At 64.0% G+C, this 15,592-nt stretch carries 16 protein-coding genes; 13 read left to right on the top strand and 3 right to left on the bottom strand.

Features of this window, described 5'->3' with window-relative positions; genetic code table 11:
- Positions 1-8: 8 nt before the first annotated feature.
- The 13 genes from GSQ90_RS23495 to GSQ90_RS23555 all read left to right on the top strand — a co-directional run bounded on the left by GSQ90_RS23495 (position 9) and on the right by GSQ90_RS23555 (position 12,005).
- A complete protein-coding gene (locus GSQ90_RS23495; protein WP_158817406.1) occupies positions 9-1,994 on the top strand; it encodes a conjugal transfer protein TraG in 1,986 nt (661 codons plus the stop codon).
- A 6-nt stretch (positions 1,995-2,000) separates the two neighbouring features.
- The gene (locus tag GSQ90_RS23500; RefSeq protein ID WP_158817407.1) at positions 2,001-2,441 is read left to right on the top strand and encodes a CopG family transcriptional regulator; all 441 of its coding nucleotides are present in this window, start codon (positions 2,001-2,003) and stop codon (positions 2,439-2,441) included.
- Positions 2,442-2,627: 186 nt separating this feature from the next.
- Positions 2,628-3,545 carry a P-type conjugative transfer ATPase TrbB gene (trbB, locus tag GSQ90_RS23505; RefSeq protein ID WP_158817408.1) on the top strand — a complete coding sequence of 306 codons (918 nt, stop codon included), beginning with the start codon at positions 2,628-2,630 and terminating at the stop codon, positions 3,543-3,545.
- 29 nt (positions 3,546-3,574) lie between these two features.
- Positions 3,575-3,871 (top strand): TrbC/VirB2 family protein, encoded by a 297-nt coding sequence (locus tag GSQ90_RS23510; RefSeq protein WP_246731748.1) that lies wholly within the window; start codon positions 3,575-3,577, stop codon positions 3,869-3,871.
- Positions 3,871-4,140 (top strand): VirB3 family type IV secretion system protein, encoded by a 270-nt coding sequence (locus GSQ90_RS23515; protein ID WP_158817410.1) that lies wholly within the window; start codon positions 3,871-3,873, stop codon positions 4,138-4,140. The genes GSQ90_RS23510 and GSQ90_RS23515 overlap by 1 nt, the downstream gene beginning before the upstream one ends.
- A gap of 9 nt (positions 4,141-4,149) precedes the next feature.
- Positions 4,150-6,585: a conjugal transfer protein TrbE gene (gene trbE, locus GSQ90_RS23520; protein WP_158817411.1), complete on the top strand. Its 2,436-nt coding sequence runs from the start codon at positions 4,150-4,152 to the stop codon at positions 6,583-6,585.
- On the top strand, positions 6,582-7,322 hold the full coding sequence (gene trbJ, locus GSQ90_RS23525) for a P-type conjugative transfer protein TrbJ (protein ID WP_158817412.1): 741 nt from the start codon (positions 6,582-6,584) through the stop codon (positions 7,320-7,322). The genes trbE and trbJ overlap by 4 nt, the downstream gene beginning before the upstream one ends.
- Positions 7,322-7,651, top strand: coding sequence for a putative entry exclusion protein TrbK-alt (gene trbK-alt, locus GSQ90_RS23530; protein ID WP_158817413.1), 330 nt, complete (start codon positions 7,322-7,324; stop codon positions 7,649-7,651). The genes trbJ and trbK-alt overlap by 1 nt, the downstream gene beginning before the upstream one ends.
- 2 nt (positions 7,652-7,653) lie before the next feature.
- Positions 7,654-8,916, top strand: coding sequence for a P-type conjugative transfer protein TrbL (gene trbL, locus GSQ90_RS23535; RefSeq protein ID WP_158817414.1), 1,263 nt, complete (start codon positions 7,654-7,656; stop codon positions 8,914-8,916).
- 3 nt (positions 8,917-8,919) lie between these two features.
- A complete protein-coding gene (gene trbF / locus GSQ90_RS23540; RefSeq protein WP_158817415.1) occupies positions 8,920-9,600 on the top strand; it encodes a conjugal transfer protein TrbF in 681 nt (226 codons plus the stop codon).
- On the top strand, positions 9,600-10,589 hold the full coding sequence (gene trbG / locus GSQ90_RS23545) for a P-type conjugative transfer protein TrbG (RefSeq protein ID WP_158817416.1): 990 nt from the start codon (positions 9,600-9,602) through the stop codon (positions 10,587-10,589). The genes trbF and trbG overlap by 1 nt, the downstream gene beginning before the upstream one ends.
- A complete protein-coding gene (locus GSQ90_RS23550) occupies positions 10,586-11,752 on the top strand; it encodes a TrbI/VirB10 family protein (protein ID WP_246731739.1) in 1,167 nt (388 codons plus the stop codon). The genes trbG and GSQ90_RS23550 overlap by 4 nt, the downstream gene beginning before the upstream one ends.
- 4 nt (positions 11,753-11,756) lie before the next feature.
- Positions 11,757-12,005, top strand: coding sequence for a DUF2274 domain-containing protein (locus GSQ90_RS23555; protein WP_158817417.1), 249 nt, complete (start codon positions 11,757-11,759; stop codon positions 12,003-12,005).
- On the opposite strand, the gene GSQ90_RS23560 is transcribed toward GSQ90_RS23555, so the two are convergent.
- The 3 genes from GSQ90_RS23560 to GSQ90_RS23570 form a co-directional block, all read right to left on the bottom strand.
- Positions 11,978-12,937 carry a LysR family transcriptional regulator gene (locus GSQ90_RS23560; protein WP_158817418.1) on the bottom strand — a complete coding sequence of 320 codons (960 nt, stop codon included), beginning with the start codon at positions 12,935-12,937 and terminating at the stop codon, positions 11,978-11,980. The two genes, GSQ90_RS23555 and GSQ90_RS23560, sit on opposite strands and share 28 nt — an antisense overlap.
- Before the next feature lie 518 nt (positions 12,938-13,455).
- The gene (locus tag GSQ90_RS23565; RefSeq protein ID WP_158817419.1) at positions 13,456-14,097 is read right to left on the bottom strand and encodes an HD domain-containing protein; all 642 of its coding nucleotides are present in this window, start codon (positions 14,095-14,097) and stop codon (positions 13,456-13,458) included.
- A 132-nt stretch (positions 14,098-14,229) separates the two neighbouring features.
- On the bottom strand, positions 14,230-15,231 hold the full coding sequence (locus GSQ90_RS23570) for a GlxA family transcriptional regulator (protein WP_158817420.1): 1,002 nt from the start codon (positions 15,229-15,231) through the stop codon (positions 14,230-14,232).
- Positions 15,232-15,592: the final 361 nt, after the last annotated feature.

Raw genomic sequence — 15,592 nt, forward strand, 5'->3', positions numbered from 1 at the left:
TCGCCGCGATGAATGCGACCAAAATCCTCTGGAGTCAGGTTCTCCTCGTCAGCGCCGTTGTGCTCACCTTCGTCTGGGGCGCGACGGAGTGGGTCGCGTGGCGCTTGGCCTTCCAGCCGCAGCTCGGGCACCCATGGTTCGAAATTCTAGGCTGGGCGGTCTATCAGCCTACCGCTTTCTTCTGGTGGTGGTTCGCTTACGACGCCTATGCGCGCGATATCTTCGTCGAGGGCGCCTATATCGCAGCTTCGGGCGGGTTCGCCGCCATTATCATTGCGATTGCGATGTCGGTGTGGCGTGCGCGGGAGGCCAAGCGCGTCACGACCTACGGATCGGCGCGCTGGGCCGAAGCTCCAGAGGTTCACAAGGTCGGCCTTCTGGGAAACGACGGCGTGCTGATCGGCCGCTGGCGCGACGAATACCTCAGGCATGACGGCCCTGAGCATGTGATGTGCTTTGCCCCGACGAGATCAGGCAAAGGCGTCGGTCTCGTCGTGCCGACATTGCTGACCTGGCCCGGCTCCGCCATCGTCCACGACATCAAGGGCGAAAACTGGTCTTTGACCGCTGGATGGCGCGCGCGCTTCGGCCGCGTGCTGCTGTTCGATCCAACCAATGTGCTGAGCGCCGCCTACAATCCCCTGCTGGAGGTTCGCCGCGGCGAATGGGAGGTCCGCGATGTCCAGAACATCGCCGACGTTCTGGTCGATCCCGAAGGCGCGCTCGAGCGCCGAAATCATTGGGAGAAGACCAGCCATTCGCTGCTGGTCGGGACAATTCTCCACGTTCTCTACGCCGAGGCGGACAAAACGCTCGCCGGCGTCGCCAATTTCCTGTCGGATCCGCGCCGCCCGATCGAGACGACCCTTCGTGCGATGATGACGACGCCGCATCTAGGCAAGCAGGGCGCGCATCCCGTCGTCGCCAGTTCGGCACGCGAACTCCTCAACAAAAGTGACAACGAGCGTTCCGGCGTCCTCTCGACCGCGATGTCGTTCCTCGGGCTCTATCGCGATCCTGTCGTTGCGACGGTCACACGGCGATGCGATTGGCGCATCCGCGACCTCGTGGAAGACAAGGCGCCAGCCAGCCTCTACCTGGTGGTCCCGCCGTCCGATATCAGCCGGACCAAGCCGCTCGTCCGCCTGATCCTCAACCAGATCGGCCGCCGTCTGACCGAAGAGCTGGAATCGAAGGGTCGCCGCCACCGGCTCCTGCTGATGCTGGACGAGTTCCCGGCGCTCGGACGGCTCGACTTCTTCGAAAGCGCGCTCGCCTTCATGGCTGGCTATGGCCTGAAGAGCTTCCTAATCGCCCAGTCCTTGAACCAGATCGAGAAGGCGTACGGCCAGAACAATTCGATCCTCGACAATTGCCATGTGCGCGTGAGTTTTGCGACCAACGACGAGCGGACCGCCAAGCGCGTGTCCGACGCGCTCGGCACGGCGACCGAGATGCGCGCCATGAAGAACTATGCGGGCCATCGGCTCAGCCCGTGGCTCGCCCATCTGATGGTGTCGCGCCAGGAGACGGCGCGGCCGCTGTTGACGCCGGGTGAAGTGATGCAGCTCCCGCCGGACGATGAACTGGTGCTGGTCTCGGGCTGTCATCCGATCCGGGCGAAGAAGGCGCGCTATTTCGAAGACATGGAGATGAAGGCGCGCATCCTGCCGCCGCCGGTTCTGAAGGCTCCCGAGGGTTCAATCACTCCGAGCAAACCAAGGGACCTGGACCAGGGCGATTGGACCGGCGCGGTTGTCGCCGCGCCGAAGGGTTCAGCGGCCGAGGATCCGGCCAACGCTGGCATTCGTCGTGAGCCGGAACTACCGGAGCATGAGGAGGTCGCGCCGGCGCCGAAAAGCCCGATCCACGAGTTCGAGCCGGTAGACGATGAACCGGACGACGAGGCGCAGCGCCTCCGCGTCATGCAGCGCAATTTCGGGAACGCGGTCAGGCAGGTCCCGCTCGATCCCGGCGACGACTTGCGGATGTGACGGTCGATGCGCACCAAGCACACATTTCGCCTGCCACCTGATCTCGCCCTCAAGCTCGCTGACTACGCCGCGAGGAAACGCGTGCCGCAGGCGCTGGTGGTCGAGGCCGCCCTCGCCTCGCATCTTTCGCCCGACGGCGCCGATCGGCTCGAGGCGGCGCTGGCGCGGCGGCTCGATCGGATGACGCGGCATCTCGAGCGGCTCGAACGCCACGTCACGATTTCGAACGAGGCGCTAGCGGTGTTCGTCCGCTTCTGGCTGACGAGCACGCCGCCCCTGCCCGACACCGCCCTGCCCGCCGCGCAAGCCAAGGGCAGGGAGCGCTATGAGGGCTTTGTGGAGGCCTTGGGTCGGCGATTGGCGCGAGGGCGTACGCTCGCCGAAGAGGTCGTGATGGATGTCGATCCCGCTCGATCGGTGAACGCCAAGCCAGGCGAGACGACATAACATCGAATCCGCCATCCTCCTGTCTTTCTACGCCACGGCCCTACCCTCCTCTCGCTCTTGTTGCGCTTCCCCGCTTTCGCCTCTCTTTAGTCGACCCGCTGATCCATCGCCTCGATGAGGCGAGATTGCGGGGTTCAATTGACTGCCGTTCCCTTTCGATCCGAGGCCTTTGCTCGTGGCGCGCGCATGTTGCGCACGGCGCTCGGGCCCGCGATATCAGGCTATCTCGAAGACGCCAGTGTCGTCGAGGTGATGCTCAATCCCGATGGCCGGCTCTGGATCGATCGACTGTCGGGGGGATTGGAGGACACCGGTTGCCGCGTCGCGCCGGCGGACGCCGAGCGGATCCTTCGCCTTGTCGCCCATCATGTCGGCGTCGAGGTCCATGCGGGATCGCCGCGGGTCTCGGCGGAACTGCCGGAAAGCGGGGAGCGCTTCGAGGGCCTGGTCCCGCCTGTGGCGGCCGCGCCGTGCTTTGCGATCCGCCGTCCGGCGGTCGCGGTGTTCACGCTTTCTGACTATGTCGCGGCCGGCATTATGACCGACGCCCAGGCGGAGCTGCTCCGCGACGGCGTTCGCGAACGCAAGAACATCCTCGTCGCAGGCGGCACGTCGACCGGAAAGACCACCTTGGTCAATGCGCTCCTCGCCGAGGTCGCCAAGACCAATGATCGCGTGGTGCTGATCGAGGACACAAGAGAACTGCAATGCGCCGCGCCGAACTTGGTCGCGCTGCGAACCAAGGACGGCGCGGCCTCGCTCTCCGACCTCGTGCGCTCCGCACTCCGGTTGCGGCCGGACCGCATCCCGGTCGGCGAAGTGCGCGGCGCCGAGGCGCTCGATCTTCTCAAAGCCTGGGGCACGGGCCATCCCGGCGGGGTCGGCACGCTGCACGCGGGCTCGGCGATCGGCGCGCTGCGCCGGCTGGAGCAACTCATCCAGGAGGCGGTCGTCACTGTTCCACGCGCCCTCATCGCCGAAACCATCGATTTGATCGCTGTCCTCGCCGGCCGCGGCTCCGCCCGCAGGCTCGTCGAGCTCGCCGCGGTGAAGGGGCTGAGCTCCAACGGCGATTACGTGCTCAAGCCCGCAGGAGAACCATGATGCCGCCATTCCAAAGTCTGCACCGCCGGATGCTGGCGGTCTCCGCCTTCGCCGCCGTGATGTTTGTCACGGGACCCGCCTTCGCGGCCGGCTCGAACATGCCGTGGGAGCAGCCGCTCAATCAGATCCTGGAATCGATTCAAGGGCCGGTCGCGAAAGTCATGTCGGTGATCGTCATTATTATGACCGGCTTGACGCTGGCGTTCGGCGAGAGCTCGGGTGGGTTTCGCCGCCTCATCCAGATCGTGTTCGGCCTGTCGATCGCCTTCGCCGCGAGTTCGTTCTTTCTGTCCTTCTTCCAGTTCGGCGGCGGAGCGCTGATCTGATGGAGCAGTCCGACGCAATCGCCGGCTTCTACGCGCCCGTCCATCGCGCGCTCACCGAGCCGATCCTCCTCGGCGGCGCGCCACGCGCGGTCGCCATCATCAACGGCACCCTCGCCGCAGCGGTCGGTCTTGGCCTCCGCCTCTGGATCGTCGGCGCAGCGATCTGGCTGATCGGGCATCTCGCCGCAGTCTGGGCCGCCAAGCGCGATCCCGCCTTCGTCGACGTGGTTCGCCGCCATCTGCGCTACCCCCAGCATATGACCGCGTGAGGCGCAGCGATGATGAACCTCGCCGAATACCACCGCCGCTCTCAGACGCTCGCCGACTTCCTGCCCTGGGCGGCGCTGGTCGAGAAGGGCGTCATCCTCAACAAGGACGGCTCGTTCCAGCGCAGCGCGCGGTTTCGAGGCCCCGATCTCGATTCCGCGACATCAGCCGAGCTTGTCGCGATCACCGGCCGCCTCAACAACGCGCTTCGTCGCTTAGGCTCGGGCTGGGCGATCTTCGTCGAGGCGCAGCGCCTGCCAGGCAATCGCTATCCCGAAAGCGTCTTTCCTGATGCCGCATCGAGACTGGTGGACGCCGAGCGCCGAGCGCAGTTCGAGGAAGAAAGCGCACATTTCGAAAGCCAGTATTTCCTGACGCTGGTCTGGCTGCCGCCTGCCGAAGATGCCGCGCGCGCCGAGGCGTGGCTCTACGAGAACCGCGCCGGTGGCGGCGCCGACTGGCGCGGAGCCCTCGCTGGATTCATCGACCGCAGCGACCGCGTGCTGGCGCTGATCGAGGGGTTCATGCCAGAGGCCGAATGGCTCGATGACGAGGAGACGCTGACCTATCTCCATTCCTGCATCTCGACGCGCCGGCAGCGTGTGCGGGTGCCTGAGACCCCGATGCATCTCGACGCCTTCCTAGCCGATGAGGATCTGATCGGAGGCCTCGAGCCGCGGCTCGGCCGCGCCAATCTGCGCACGCTGACCATCATGGGATTCCCGTCGCAGACCTGGCCCGGTCTGCTCGATGATCTCAACCGGCTGGCCTTCCCTTATCGCTGGGCGACGCGCGCCATCTGCCTCGACAAGACCGACGCCACCAGGGTGCTCGCCCGCATCCGCCGGCAGTGGTTCGCCAAGCGCAAGTCGATCATGGCGATCCTGAAGGAGGTAATGACCAACGAGGCCTCGGTGCTGATGGACTCGGACGCCGCCAACAAGGCCCTCGACGCCGACATGGCCTTGCAGGAGCTCGGCTCCGATCTCGTCGGCGAGGCCTACGTCACCGCGACCGTGACGGTCTGGGACGAGAATGCCGGAATCGCCGACGATCGGCTGCGTCTGATCGAGAAGACCGTGCAGGGTCGCGACTTCACCTGCATGCGCGAGACGGTCAACGCGATCGAGGGCTGGCTCGGCAGCCTGCCTGGCCACGTCTACGCCAATGTCCGCCAGCCGCCGATCTCGACCTTGAATCTCGCCCATATGATGCCCTTCTCGGCGGTCTGGGCGGGGCCGGAAAGGGATGAGCATTTTCAGGAGCCGCCGCTCCTCCTTGCGAAGACCGAAGGGGCGACGCCGTTCCGATTTTCGCTCCATGTCGGCGACGTCGGCCATACCCTGATCGTCGGCCCGACCGGCGCCGGCAAAAGCGTGCTGCTGGCGCTGATGGCTCTGCAGTTTCGCCGCTATCCCCGATCGCAAATCTTCGCCTTCGACTTCGGTGGCTCGATCCGCGCGGCGGCGCTCGCCATGGGCGGCGATTGGCACGATCTCGGCGGTGCGCTGGCAGACGACGTCACCGAGCCCGTCGCCTTGCAGCCGCTCGCCCGCATTGATGAGCCCGGCGAACGCGCCTGGGCGGCCGATTGGATTGCGACGCTGCTCGCCCGCGAAACGGTGGCGATCACGCCCGAGCTCAAGGAGCATCTGTGGTCGGCGCTGACTTCGCTGAGCTCCGCGCCGATTGCGGAACGGACCATCACCGGCCTGTCGGTTCTCCTGCAGTCGAACGCGCTGAAGCAGGCTTTGCAGCCCTACACCGTGGCCGGTCCCTGGGGTCGCCTGCTCGATGCGGAGACCGAGCGCCTCGGTGAAGCCGAGGTCCAGGCCTTCGAGACGGAGGGCCTCATCGGTTCCGGCGCGGCGCCGACCGTCCTATCCTATCTCTTTCATCGCATCGAGGATCGCTTCGACGGCCGCCCCACCTTGCTGATGATCGACGAGGGATGGTTGGCGCTCGACGACAAGGGCTTTGCCGGCCAGCTCCGCGAATGGCTGAAGACGCTTCGGAAGAAGAACGCCTCGGTCATCTTCGCCACTCAGTCGCTCGCCGACATCGACGGTTCGGCGATCGCGCCGGCGATTATCGAGAGCTGCCCGACGCGCATATTCCTTCCTAACGAACGCGCGCTCGAGCCGCAAATCGCGACCATTTATCGCCGCTTTGGCCTCAATGATCGTCAGATCGAGATCCTCAGCCTCGCGACGCCGAAGCGCGATTATTACTGCCAGTCCCGCCGCGGCAATCGCCTGTTCGATCTCGGCTTGAGCGAGGTCGCGCTCGCCTTCGCAGCCGCCTCTTCCAAGACCGACCAGACCGCCATTGCGGAGGCGCTCGCCGCGCATGGCCGCGCAGGATTCGCCGCCGCATGGCTTCGCGGCAAGGGCCTTGGCTGGGCGGCGGACATGCTCGTCAACGACGTTCAGGAGATATCCCAATGATCAATCGTCTGCGCGCTGCGCTCCTCGCCGGCGCCGCGCTTCTCTCGGTTGCCACCGCGATCCTCCCCGCGCGGGCGCAATTGATCGTCTACGATCCGACGAACTTCTCGCAGAACGTGCTCACCGCCGCGCGCGAACTACAGCAGGTCAACAACGAGATTCAGAGCCTCGAGAATCAAGCGACGTCGCTGATCAATCAGGCGAAGAACCTGGCTAGCCTGCCCTATTCCTCGCTCGCCCAGCTCCAGCAGTCGATCACGAGAACCGAGCAGCTTCTCGCCCAGGCCCAGGGCATCGCCTACAGCGTCACCACCATCAACCAGGCCTTCACGCAGGCCTATCCCCAAACCTACTCCAGTTCCACATCCTCACAGCAGCTCCTGGCCGCTGCGCAAACCCGATGGCAGAACTCGCTCACCGGCTTTCAGAACGCGATGCAGGTGCAGGCGGGCGTCGTGCAGAACCTCGACACGACGCGCACACAGATCAGCGCGCTGACCTCGTCGAGCCAGTCGGCCGCAGGCGCGCTGCAGGCCGCCCAGTCCGGCAACCAACTGATCGCGCTGCAAACGACGCAGCTCGCCGATCTGACCGCGGTCATGGCGGCGATCGCGCACGCACAGAGCCTGGAAGGCGCGCGCGTCGTCGCGAACCAGGCGCAGGCGCAGCAGCAGCTTACCAACTTTCTCAATTACGGCGGGGGCTATCAAGCCGGCTCCGCGCAGATGTTCCACTGATGCGCCGCCCGATTCCAAATATCGGCCCGTTCGGCCGCGCACTCGGTTTCGTCGCTGTCGCGGCGATCGTTGTGGTGTTCGCCGTCCATTTGCGGCGCGGCGATGAGGTCGCGCCTGCGCCTATGCCTCCTGCTTCGGCGCCAAGTGATCCGCTCGTGCGAGAGCTCGCGCGCTGTCAGGGCATCGGCATGGCCGCGGAGGACGACCCCGCCTGTAAAGCCGCCTGGGCTGAGAATCGTCGACGCTTCTTCGCGGCTCCTCCTACGGACGCGAACTCGATCGATCCAACGACCGAACATAAGGCCACCACCAGGGTCGAGGATCGCTGACGATGGGCGGCACAGGCGTCATCGACAATTTCCTGGGGGTCTTCACCCAATATATCGATTCCGGCTTCGGCCTCGTGCAGGGCGATGTGCGCTGGCTGGCCGGCGTGCTGATCGGCATCGACATCACGTTGGCCGGCCTGCTCTGGGCGATGGCGCCTGACGAGGACGTGCTCGCCCGGCTGATCAAGAAGACCCTCTATATCGGCGTCTTCGCCTTCATCATCGGCAACTACAACAATCTGGCGCAGATCATCTACAACTCCTTGGCCGGCCTCGGCATCGAAGCCAGCGGCGGCACTATGAGCCAGGCGCAGCTTCTTCAGCCGGGCCGCATCGCCCAGGTTGGCGTAACCGCGGGCCAGCCGATCCTTACCTCGATATCCGGGTTGATGGGCTTCGCCAGCTTCTTCGACAATTTCGTCCAGATCGTCATCCTGCTGCTCGCCTGGGCCATCCTGGTCATCAGCTTCTTCGTCATGGCGATTCAGCTCTTCGTCAGCCTGATCGAGTTCAAGCTGACGACGCTGGCTGGCTTCGTCCTCGTACCCTTCGGTCTTTTCGGGCGTACTGCCTTTCTGGCGGAGAGGGTGTTGGGCAATGTCGTCTCGTCGGGCGTGAAGATTCTCGTGCTCGCTGTGATCGTCGGCATCGGTTCGACGATCTTTGGCCAGTTCACCAGCGTCCTGAATAACCCGCCGACGATCACCGACGCCCTGACATTGATCCTCGCGGCTCTGTCGATGCTTGGCCTCACGATCTTCGGACCCGGCATTGCGAACGGCCTGATCGCCGGCGGCCCGCAGCTTGGAGCCGGCGCGGCCGTCGGAACGGGTATGGCGGTCGCCGGCGTTGGCTTTGCCGGAGCGAGCCTGGCGGCGGGCGGCATCGGCGCAGCCGGCAGCGCGATCGCGAGCGGCGCGCGATCGGGCGCATCCGTAATCGGCGGAGCCGCGACCGCCTTTCGCGGTGGCAGCGTTGCCGCAGGCGCCGAGGCCGACGCGTCCTCCGCCACCAGTCCGCTTCGGGCGGCTGCGTCCAGCGTCGGCGGAGACCCTGCTGCCGAAAGCCAGGCCGCGACGGGAGGAGCAAGCTCACAAGCTTCGAGCGCTCCCGGCCAAGCCGAGGGCTCCGGCCCGCCGGCGTGGGTGCGGCGCATGAAACGCAATCAAGCCATCAGCCGTGGCGTCAGCGCCGTCGAGCATGCCCTTCGCTCAGGCGATCATCCGAGCAGCGGCGGCGGCGTCGATCTCTCTGAAGGAGACTGAAGAATGTTCCAGCGACCGACCGTGCGTTATGGCCGGACCCCCGAACCCGAGACGCCCTATCAAAGAGCCGGCCAGGTCTGGGATGAGCGCATCGGCTCCGCGCGCGTCCAGGCCAGGAACTGGCGGCTCGCCTTCTTCGGCATGCTGTTCCTCAGCGGTGGGCTCACCGCGGGCCTCGTCTGGCAATCCGCGCGCGGAACGGTGACGCCGTGGGTGGTGCAGGTCGACAAGCTCGGCCAGTCGCAGGCCGTCGCGCCGGCGATCGCCGACTATCGGCCGACCGATCCGCAGATCGCCTGGCATCTCGCCCGTTTCGTCCAGGAGGTGCGCGGCATTCCCGCCGATCCGGTCGTGCTGCGGCAGAACTGGCTAGAGGCCTACAATTACGTCACCGACAAGGGCGCGCTCACGCTCAACGACTACGCGCGCACCAACGACCCCTTCTCCAAGATCGACAAGACGCAGGTGTCGATTGACGTGGCCAGCGTCATCCGCGCCTCGAGCGACAGCTTCCGCGTCGCCTGGACCGAGCGGCGCTATGTCGACGACGCGCTGACCGCCACCGAACGCTGGAGCGCGATTGTGACCATCGTCGTGCAGCCACCGACCGACGCAGACCGGCTGAAGAAGAACCCGCTCGGCGTCTACGTCCACGCCCTCAACTGGTCCAAGGAGCTTGGCTGATGCGTATCCTCTCTCTCACGATCCTTCTGACGTCTGGGCTCTCGCTCGGCGCCTGCACGACGGCGTGGAAGCCGCCGGAGATCGCTTACGACGACACGCCGCGCTCAGCGGTGCTGCAGCCCAATCCGCCGAAGCCCGTGAAGGTCGTCGAGGTTCCCAAGCTTCTTCCCCTGCCTGGCCAGTTGAAGCCGCTGCCGGGCGCGAAGACAGAGCCGCCCGAGGCCGCCGATCCCCGCGCCCGGGTCGACCACGCCAATGACGAGGCGCGTATTCAGCCGACGCGCGCGGGCTATCTCAATGCGATCCAGGTTTATCCGTTCTCCGAAGGCGCGCTCTATCAGGTCTATGCCGCGCCGGGCGAGATCACGGACATCACGCTTGAACCCGGCGAGCAGCTTGTCGGTTCAGGTCCCGTCGCCGCCGGCGACACCGTGCGCTGGATCGTCGGTGACACCGAGAGCGGAACGGGCGCCGCCAAGCGCGTCCACATCCTGGTCAAACCGACGCGGCCGGACTTGATGAGCAATCTCATCGTCAACACGGATCGGCGCACCTACCATCTCGAGCTGCGGTCGGACGATAAGACCTACATGGCCTCAGTGTCCTGGACCTATTCGCAGGACCAGTTGATCGCGCTGCGCCAGCAGAACGTCGTCGCCGATGCTGCCGCCCCGGTCGCGACCGGCGTCGACGTCAATGCGCTGAACTTCCGCTACGAAATCGAAGGCGACACGCCTCCCTGGCGACCGCTCCGCGCTTTCGACGACGGGCGGCAGGTGTTCATCGAGTTTCCTACCGGAATCCGCCGCGGAGAAATGCCCCCGCTCTGGGTGATCGGCGCGGAGGGCGGCGCCGAACTCGTGAACTATCGCGTGCAAGACCATCATATGATCGTCGATCGCCTGTTCGCCGCAGCTGAGCTCAGGCTCGGCGGCGAGCATCAGAAGAAGGTGCGGATCGTGCGCACCGACGGGAGGCCGCAGCAGTGACGGATGCCCCGCGCGAAGAAGCGCCGCCGCCCGTCAGAGGCGAGCGGCCGCCGCAGGAGATGCGCCTGCGCTCCCACCGATCTCCGGTGACACGGCTCTCGAGAAGAGTGGTCATAGGCCTTGGCGCGGTCGTGGCGGTTGGCATCGGCGGCGCTCTCTTTCTCGCTCTGCAGCCGCAGCGGAAGCCGGTGGGCTCAGAACTCTACAGCACCGACAATCGGAATACGCCGGACGGGCTCGCCAATCTGCCCCAAGATTATTCGGGGCTGCCGCACGGAACGCCCAAGCTAGGGCCACCGCTGCCAGGCGATCTCGGCAGGCCGATCCTCAACGCCGGCGCTCCAGCGCCCAGCATGGCTTCGGATCCAACCCAGCAGCGCGAGGCGCAGGAAGCGGAGGCGGCGCTGACGAGCCATCTCTTCGCGACGACCAATGTCGGACCGATCATCCCGGCGTCTCTCCCGGCGCCCGCACAGGCCGTCGCCGCGGCGGCTGCGGCCGCCTCAAACGATCTGACCTCGCAGGATCACAAGCTCGCCTTCCTGAACGGAAACGTTGACCGCCGGACCGTCAGCCCAGACCGCGTCGAGGCGCCGGCCAGTCCCTATGTGCTGCAGGCAGGCGCTGTGATTCCGGGGGCATTGCTCACCGGCCTTCGTTCCGATTTGCCCGGCCAAGTCACCGCGCAGGTGACGGAGGACGTTTACGATTCGCCGACGGGGAAGTTTCTGCTGATCCCGCAGGGGGCGCGGCTGATCGGCCAGTACGATGCGCAGGTGGCCTTCGGCCAGTCGCGTGCTCTCCTGGTCTGGAACCGGCTGATCATGCCCAACGGCCGTTCGATCGTCCTCGAACGCCAGCCCGGCGCTGACACGGAAGGTTATGCCGGCCTCGAAGATCAGGTCGATTACCATTGGGGCATGCTGTTCAAGGCGGCCATCCTTTCGACCGTGCTGAGCGTCGGCTCCGAGGTCGGCATGAGCAACAATGGGAATTCGCTCGTTCAGGCAATCCAGCAAGGCGGCTCGCAAGGCGTGAACCAAGTTGGCCAGCAGGTCGTAAGCCGTTCCTTGAATATCCAGCCGACGATTACGATCCGGCCCGGCTTTCCCGTGCGGGTGATCGTCAACCGCGATCTGGTGCTCGAACCCTATCCAGGATGAGCCTATGAAGACGCCCAAGCTGAAGCTCGGCGCGATCGCCGACGACAAGCCCGTGAGACTCGCCATCGAAATCCCTGCGGCTCTGCATCGCGATCTCATCGCCTACGCCCAGGCGCTTGGACGGGAAACGGGACTGTCGATTGCCGAACCCGCAAAGCTGATCGCGCCGATGCTGGCGCGGTTCATGGCGACGGATCGGACGTTCGCGAAGATGCGGCGCGCCAATCAAGCACCGATGGTCGGCAAGGGATAGCGCTCCGAAAGAATCTTGAGGAAACTCGCCAAGGCCGGGTTTTCGTTGTCCGCTCTCCAATGAGCGGAATAGCCGATCCGCGTTGGCTCCGTGGTGTCCCGAATATCTTTGTAGACGACGCCAACGAAATTGGTGCCAACGGTGGCTTCGGTTAGCAACGTGATGCCGAATCCGGCTCCAACGAGGTTCCAAAGACTGCCGCGAGACACATCGTGGAAAAAGATTCTTGGTCGATCTACGGGCGACGCCAATTTCGCCGTGATCAGATCCTCAAGTTCTGGACCTGGATCTCGGCGGCTCAGAAGGACCCTCTCCGCTTTGAGGTCCGTCCAGTAGATGAGCTCCTTCTTGGCGAGCGGATGGTTTTCCAAAAGCGCGACCATAATTCGCTCACTCCAAAGCGAAACGCTGAGGCATTCGGGCAATGGAGCGGCGCCGGTAACGATCGCGATGTCGACGACGCCGTTACGAAGCGCTGTGACGAGACGACGCCTCGACTTTTCGATCATCTCGATTTCGATCTGAGGAAATCGTTGTCGAAAATCCATGAGCGAAGCGCGAAAGTTTCCAGCCGACAGTGACGTGTAGAAACCGATCGCGAGCTGGCCCGCCTCGCCTCGGCCCGCGCTATGCGTCGTCGCTAGCAATGCGTCCAGCTGCTCGAGGATCGACCGCGCAACCCGGAGGAATTCCCGCCCGGAGGTCGTCGCGCTTACCCCTCCACTCGATCGCTCGAATACGACCATGCCAACCGAATCTTCAAGCTGACGAATACGGCGGCTAAGCGTGGATTGTCGAAGGAGCAATGCATCCGCGGCCCGCCGGAAACTGCCGTGATCCGCCGCCGAAATCGCGTATCGAAGATGCTGGAGCGTGAAAGCCGGTGATCGACCTGTGAGTAACGAATTTGTGCTTTTGAGGTCATCGGCCATGATCAATATGCAGCCAATCGCTCAGCGAGACGCGACAGAATATTGAGCCGGCGGGCCATAATTCTCGACGCTTTGAAAACAACTACACGCCGAGCGGAAATCGATGCCTCCACCCTCGTCTTCGGATTCCCTCAACTGCAATGGGTCGTTGATCTCGCGGGCAGACATCGCGGCTAGTCCTCTGAACAGCCGATAGAGGCCGGCTTTATCATCCTAAGCCCTAGCGGGAGCCTAGGAAGGGGCGGCAGTCGGTGGGAGATCAACCACCGCCCCCAAAAGGCGACCGACTACCTGGCCGCCGATGCCAAAGCCTTCGTGCACGTATCGTCGTAGCCCGGTGGCGATGACGAATTGCAAATCGCGGCTCGTCGAAAGCTGCCCTGGTCCGCCGCAGTTATCACATATTGGAGATGCTGGAGCGCAAAAGGCGACGATCGACCTCTTAAGCGTACATTCACGCTCCCGCGGTCACCGGCCATGACCCACCACAAGGCCCGCCAGACCGGGCTGCTCACGCATCAGCTCTCGAATGGCGCCCCGAGGATAATGTCGCACACGTTCGGGATCTCAAGACCCGGCACTAGGCGGCGCCCGAGGTCGGCCAAACCCGTACCGATTGCAGTATGCGGCTTCTTCCTGGCGACCTCGGCCAGCGCCTCCGAAAACGCTTTCTTGAAGCCGAGCCGCGGGTAGAGCGCGATCGTATCGTCGATCAGTTGAGGTGAGATTTCTTCCATCCGAAATCCCATGACGTCGACAAAGGCGCCGAAGTGGACAAGCGCGACCTCAGGCTCCCTAAGTTCGGCAATATCAGCGGCAGAGTGAAGAGCAATAGCATCCCAGACGATGTCGGTTTTAGCTTTTGGATAATCGTGGGCGTGCAGGAACTTGCTCGCAGCGTCGGCACCGTCAACTTCGAAGCGCTTGTCGGCGGCGTGATGCTCCGAAAGGCCCAGGTCGTGAAGCAATGACGCAACATACACCAGCTCACGATCGTATTTCATCTCCCGCTTCTTGCCAATGAACTCCCCGAACCACCATGTCCGGTGGACGTGATTTAGGATCGCGTCCGAATGGGCTTGCGCAGCAAGCGCAGCGGTTTTTCGCGCGAGTCCCGAGTCCGGCGCGACAATGCCTCTGATAGTAACTGGGGCGCTCACGTGTTGTCCTCGAACATCTGGCTCATTTCTGCAAAAATGATATTTCCGCCCACTTGTGGCAGCAATGACAAATACCCCTCGTTTTAGGACAACTGAATTCGCGAGTGTTCCAGCGTCAATTTGGACTGCGTCTCAAGCGCGCAGGGGCCCAAAACGACTGCGATAGTCCTGAGGAGACACCCTATAAGTTCTCACGAATGCGCGGCGCAGGCGTTCATCGTCGCCAAAACCGGCGCAATGTGCGACGACATGTATAGGGGCGTGCGCCGACTCGAGAAGGCGTCTGGCCGCTTCAGTGCGGAGCTTCTCAGCCGCCCGCGCCGGGCTTTCCCCGGTCTCGCGGGTATAGACACGAGCAAAGTTCCGCGGGCTCATCTTTGCCGCTTCCGCCAGCGCGGGAACTGACAGGTCTGCGTTGAGATTGCCGCGGATCCAATCATGGAGATCACCGAATCTGCCGTGTGCGTCACGCATCTGCCCGCGCAGTTCGGCGCTAAATTGCGACTGGCCGCCTGGCCGCTTCAGAAAAAGCACCATTCCTCGGGCGACATTGAGCGCGGCCAAATGGTCCAGATCATCCTCGATCATCGCCAGCGCCATGTCGATCCCTGCAGAGACCCCGGCAGATGTCCAGATATGATCCGAGGTGACAAAAATCGCGTCGGGCTTAACCTTTATGGTCGGATACTGGGCCTCGAGGCGGCTGCAGAAGGCCCAGTGCGTTGTCGCCTCGCGGCGATCCAGAACCCCAAGCTCGGCGAGAACAAACGCCCCTGTGCAGATAGAGCCCAATCGACGCGGTCGGTCGAGATATTTGGCCAGCTTGGCTCGGAGCGATACGGTCGCGATGGGCACAATTTCTAGATCGCCGCCCGCAACGAGCAGCGTGTCGACGGAGCTAAGAACTGTTCTATCTAGGCGCACAGTCTCCAGCTTCACGCCAGTGTCGGTGACGACGGAGCCGCCCGCCTCCGACGCCAGCACGACCTGATAGGCGGGACGACCATTTTCGAAGCGAGCGTCGCTGAAGGCCTGTAGCGGCCCGGAAATGTCCATCAAGTTGGCTGCCTCGTAAGCGACGATCACAACCTTGCGCGGTATTTGCCGGTCCGATTTGGCAGCTTTAATGGACATACCTCTTTTTAAGCCGCCAGGCCCAACGCGTCGAGTGGAAATTGAGGGCGACCTCGCATTTTGCGTTGCCCCTACCGTCGACGTCGACCGCCCAGAGTCCGTCGGGTCGCTTCGTAGCGCAGGCGCACGCGGCTGTCCCGCACCTCTGGGTGGCCGGGGTGCACATCTGATCTTCTAAGCTGACTTCGACAACCGCTTGGAGGCACTTCGAAACCGCGGTCAATTCGAGGTTAGAACGTTAGAACGCGACCCTGGTTCGATCACTCCAAATCCTCGGACACAGCCGCGCGCGCCGATCGCATTCCAATTCGTCGGAAGGCATTTCGATGAAGCTGCCTTTATTCGGGCAGCTTCTGCCTTT

Source organism: Methylocapsa sp. S129 (genome assembly GCF_009765995.1).
In the GTDB taxonomy this organism is placed as follows: Bacteria; Pseudomonadota; Alphaproteobacteria; order Rhizobiales; family Beijerinckiaceae; genus Roseiarcus.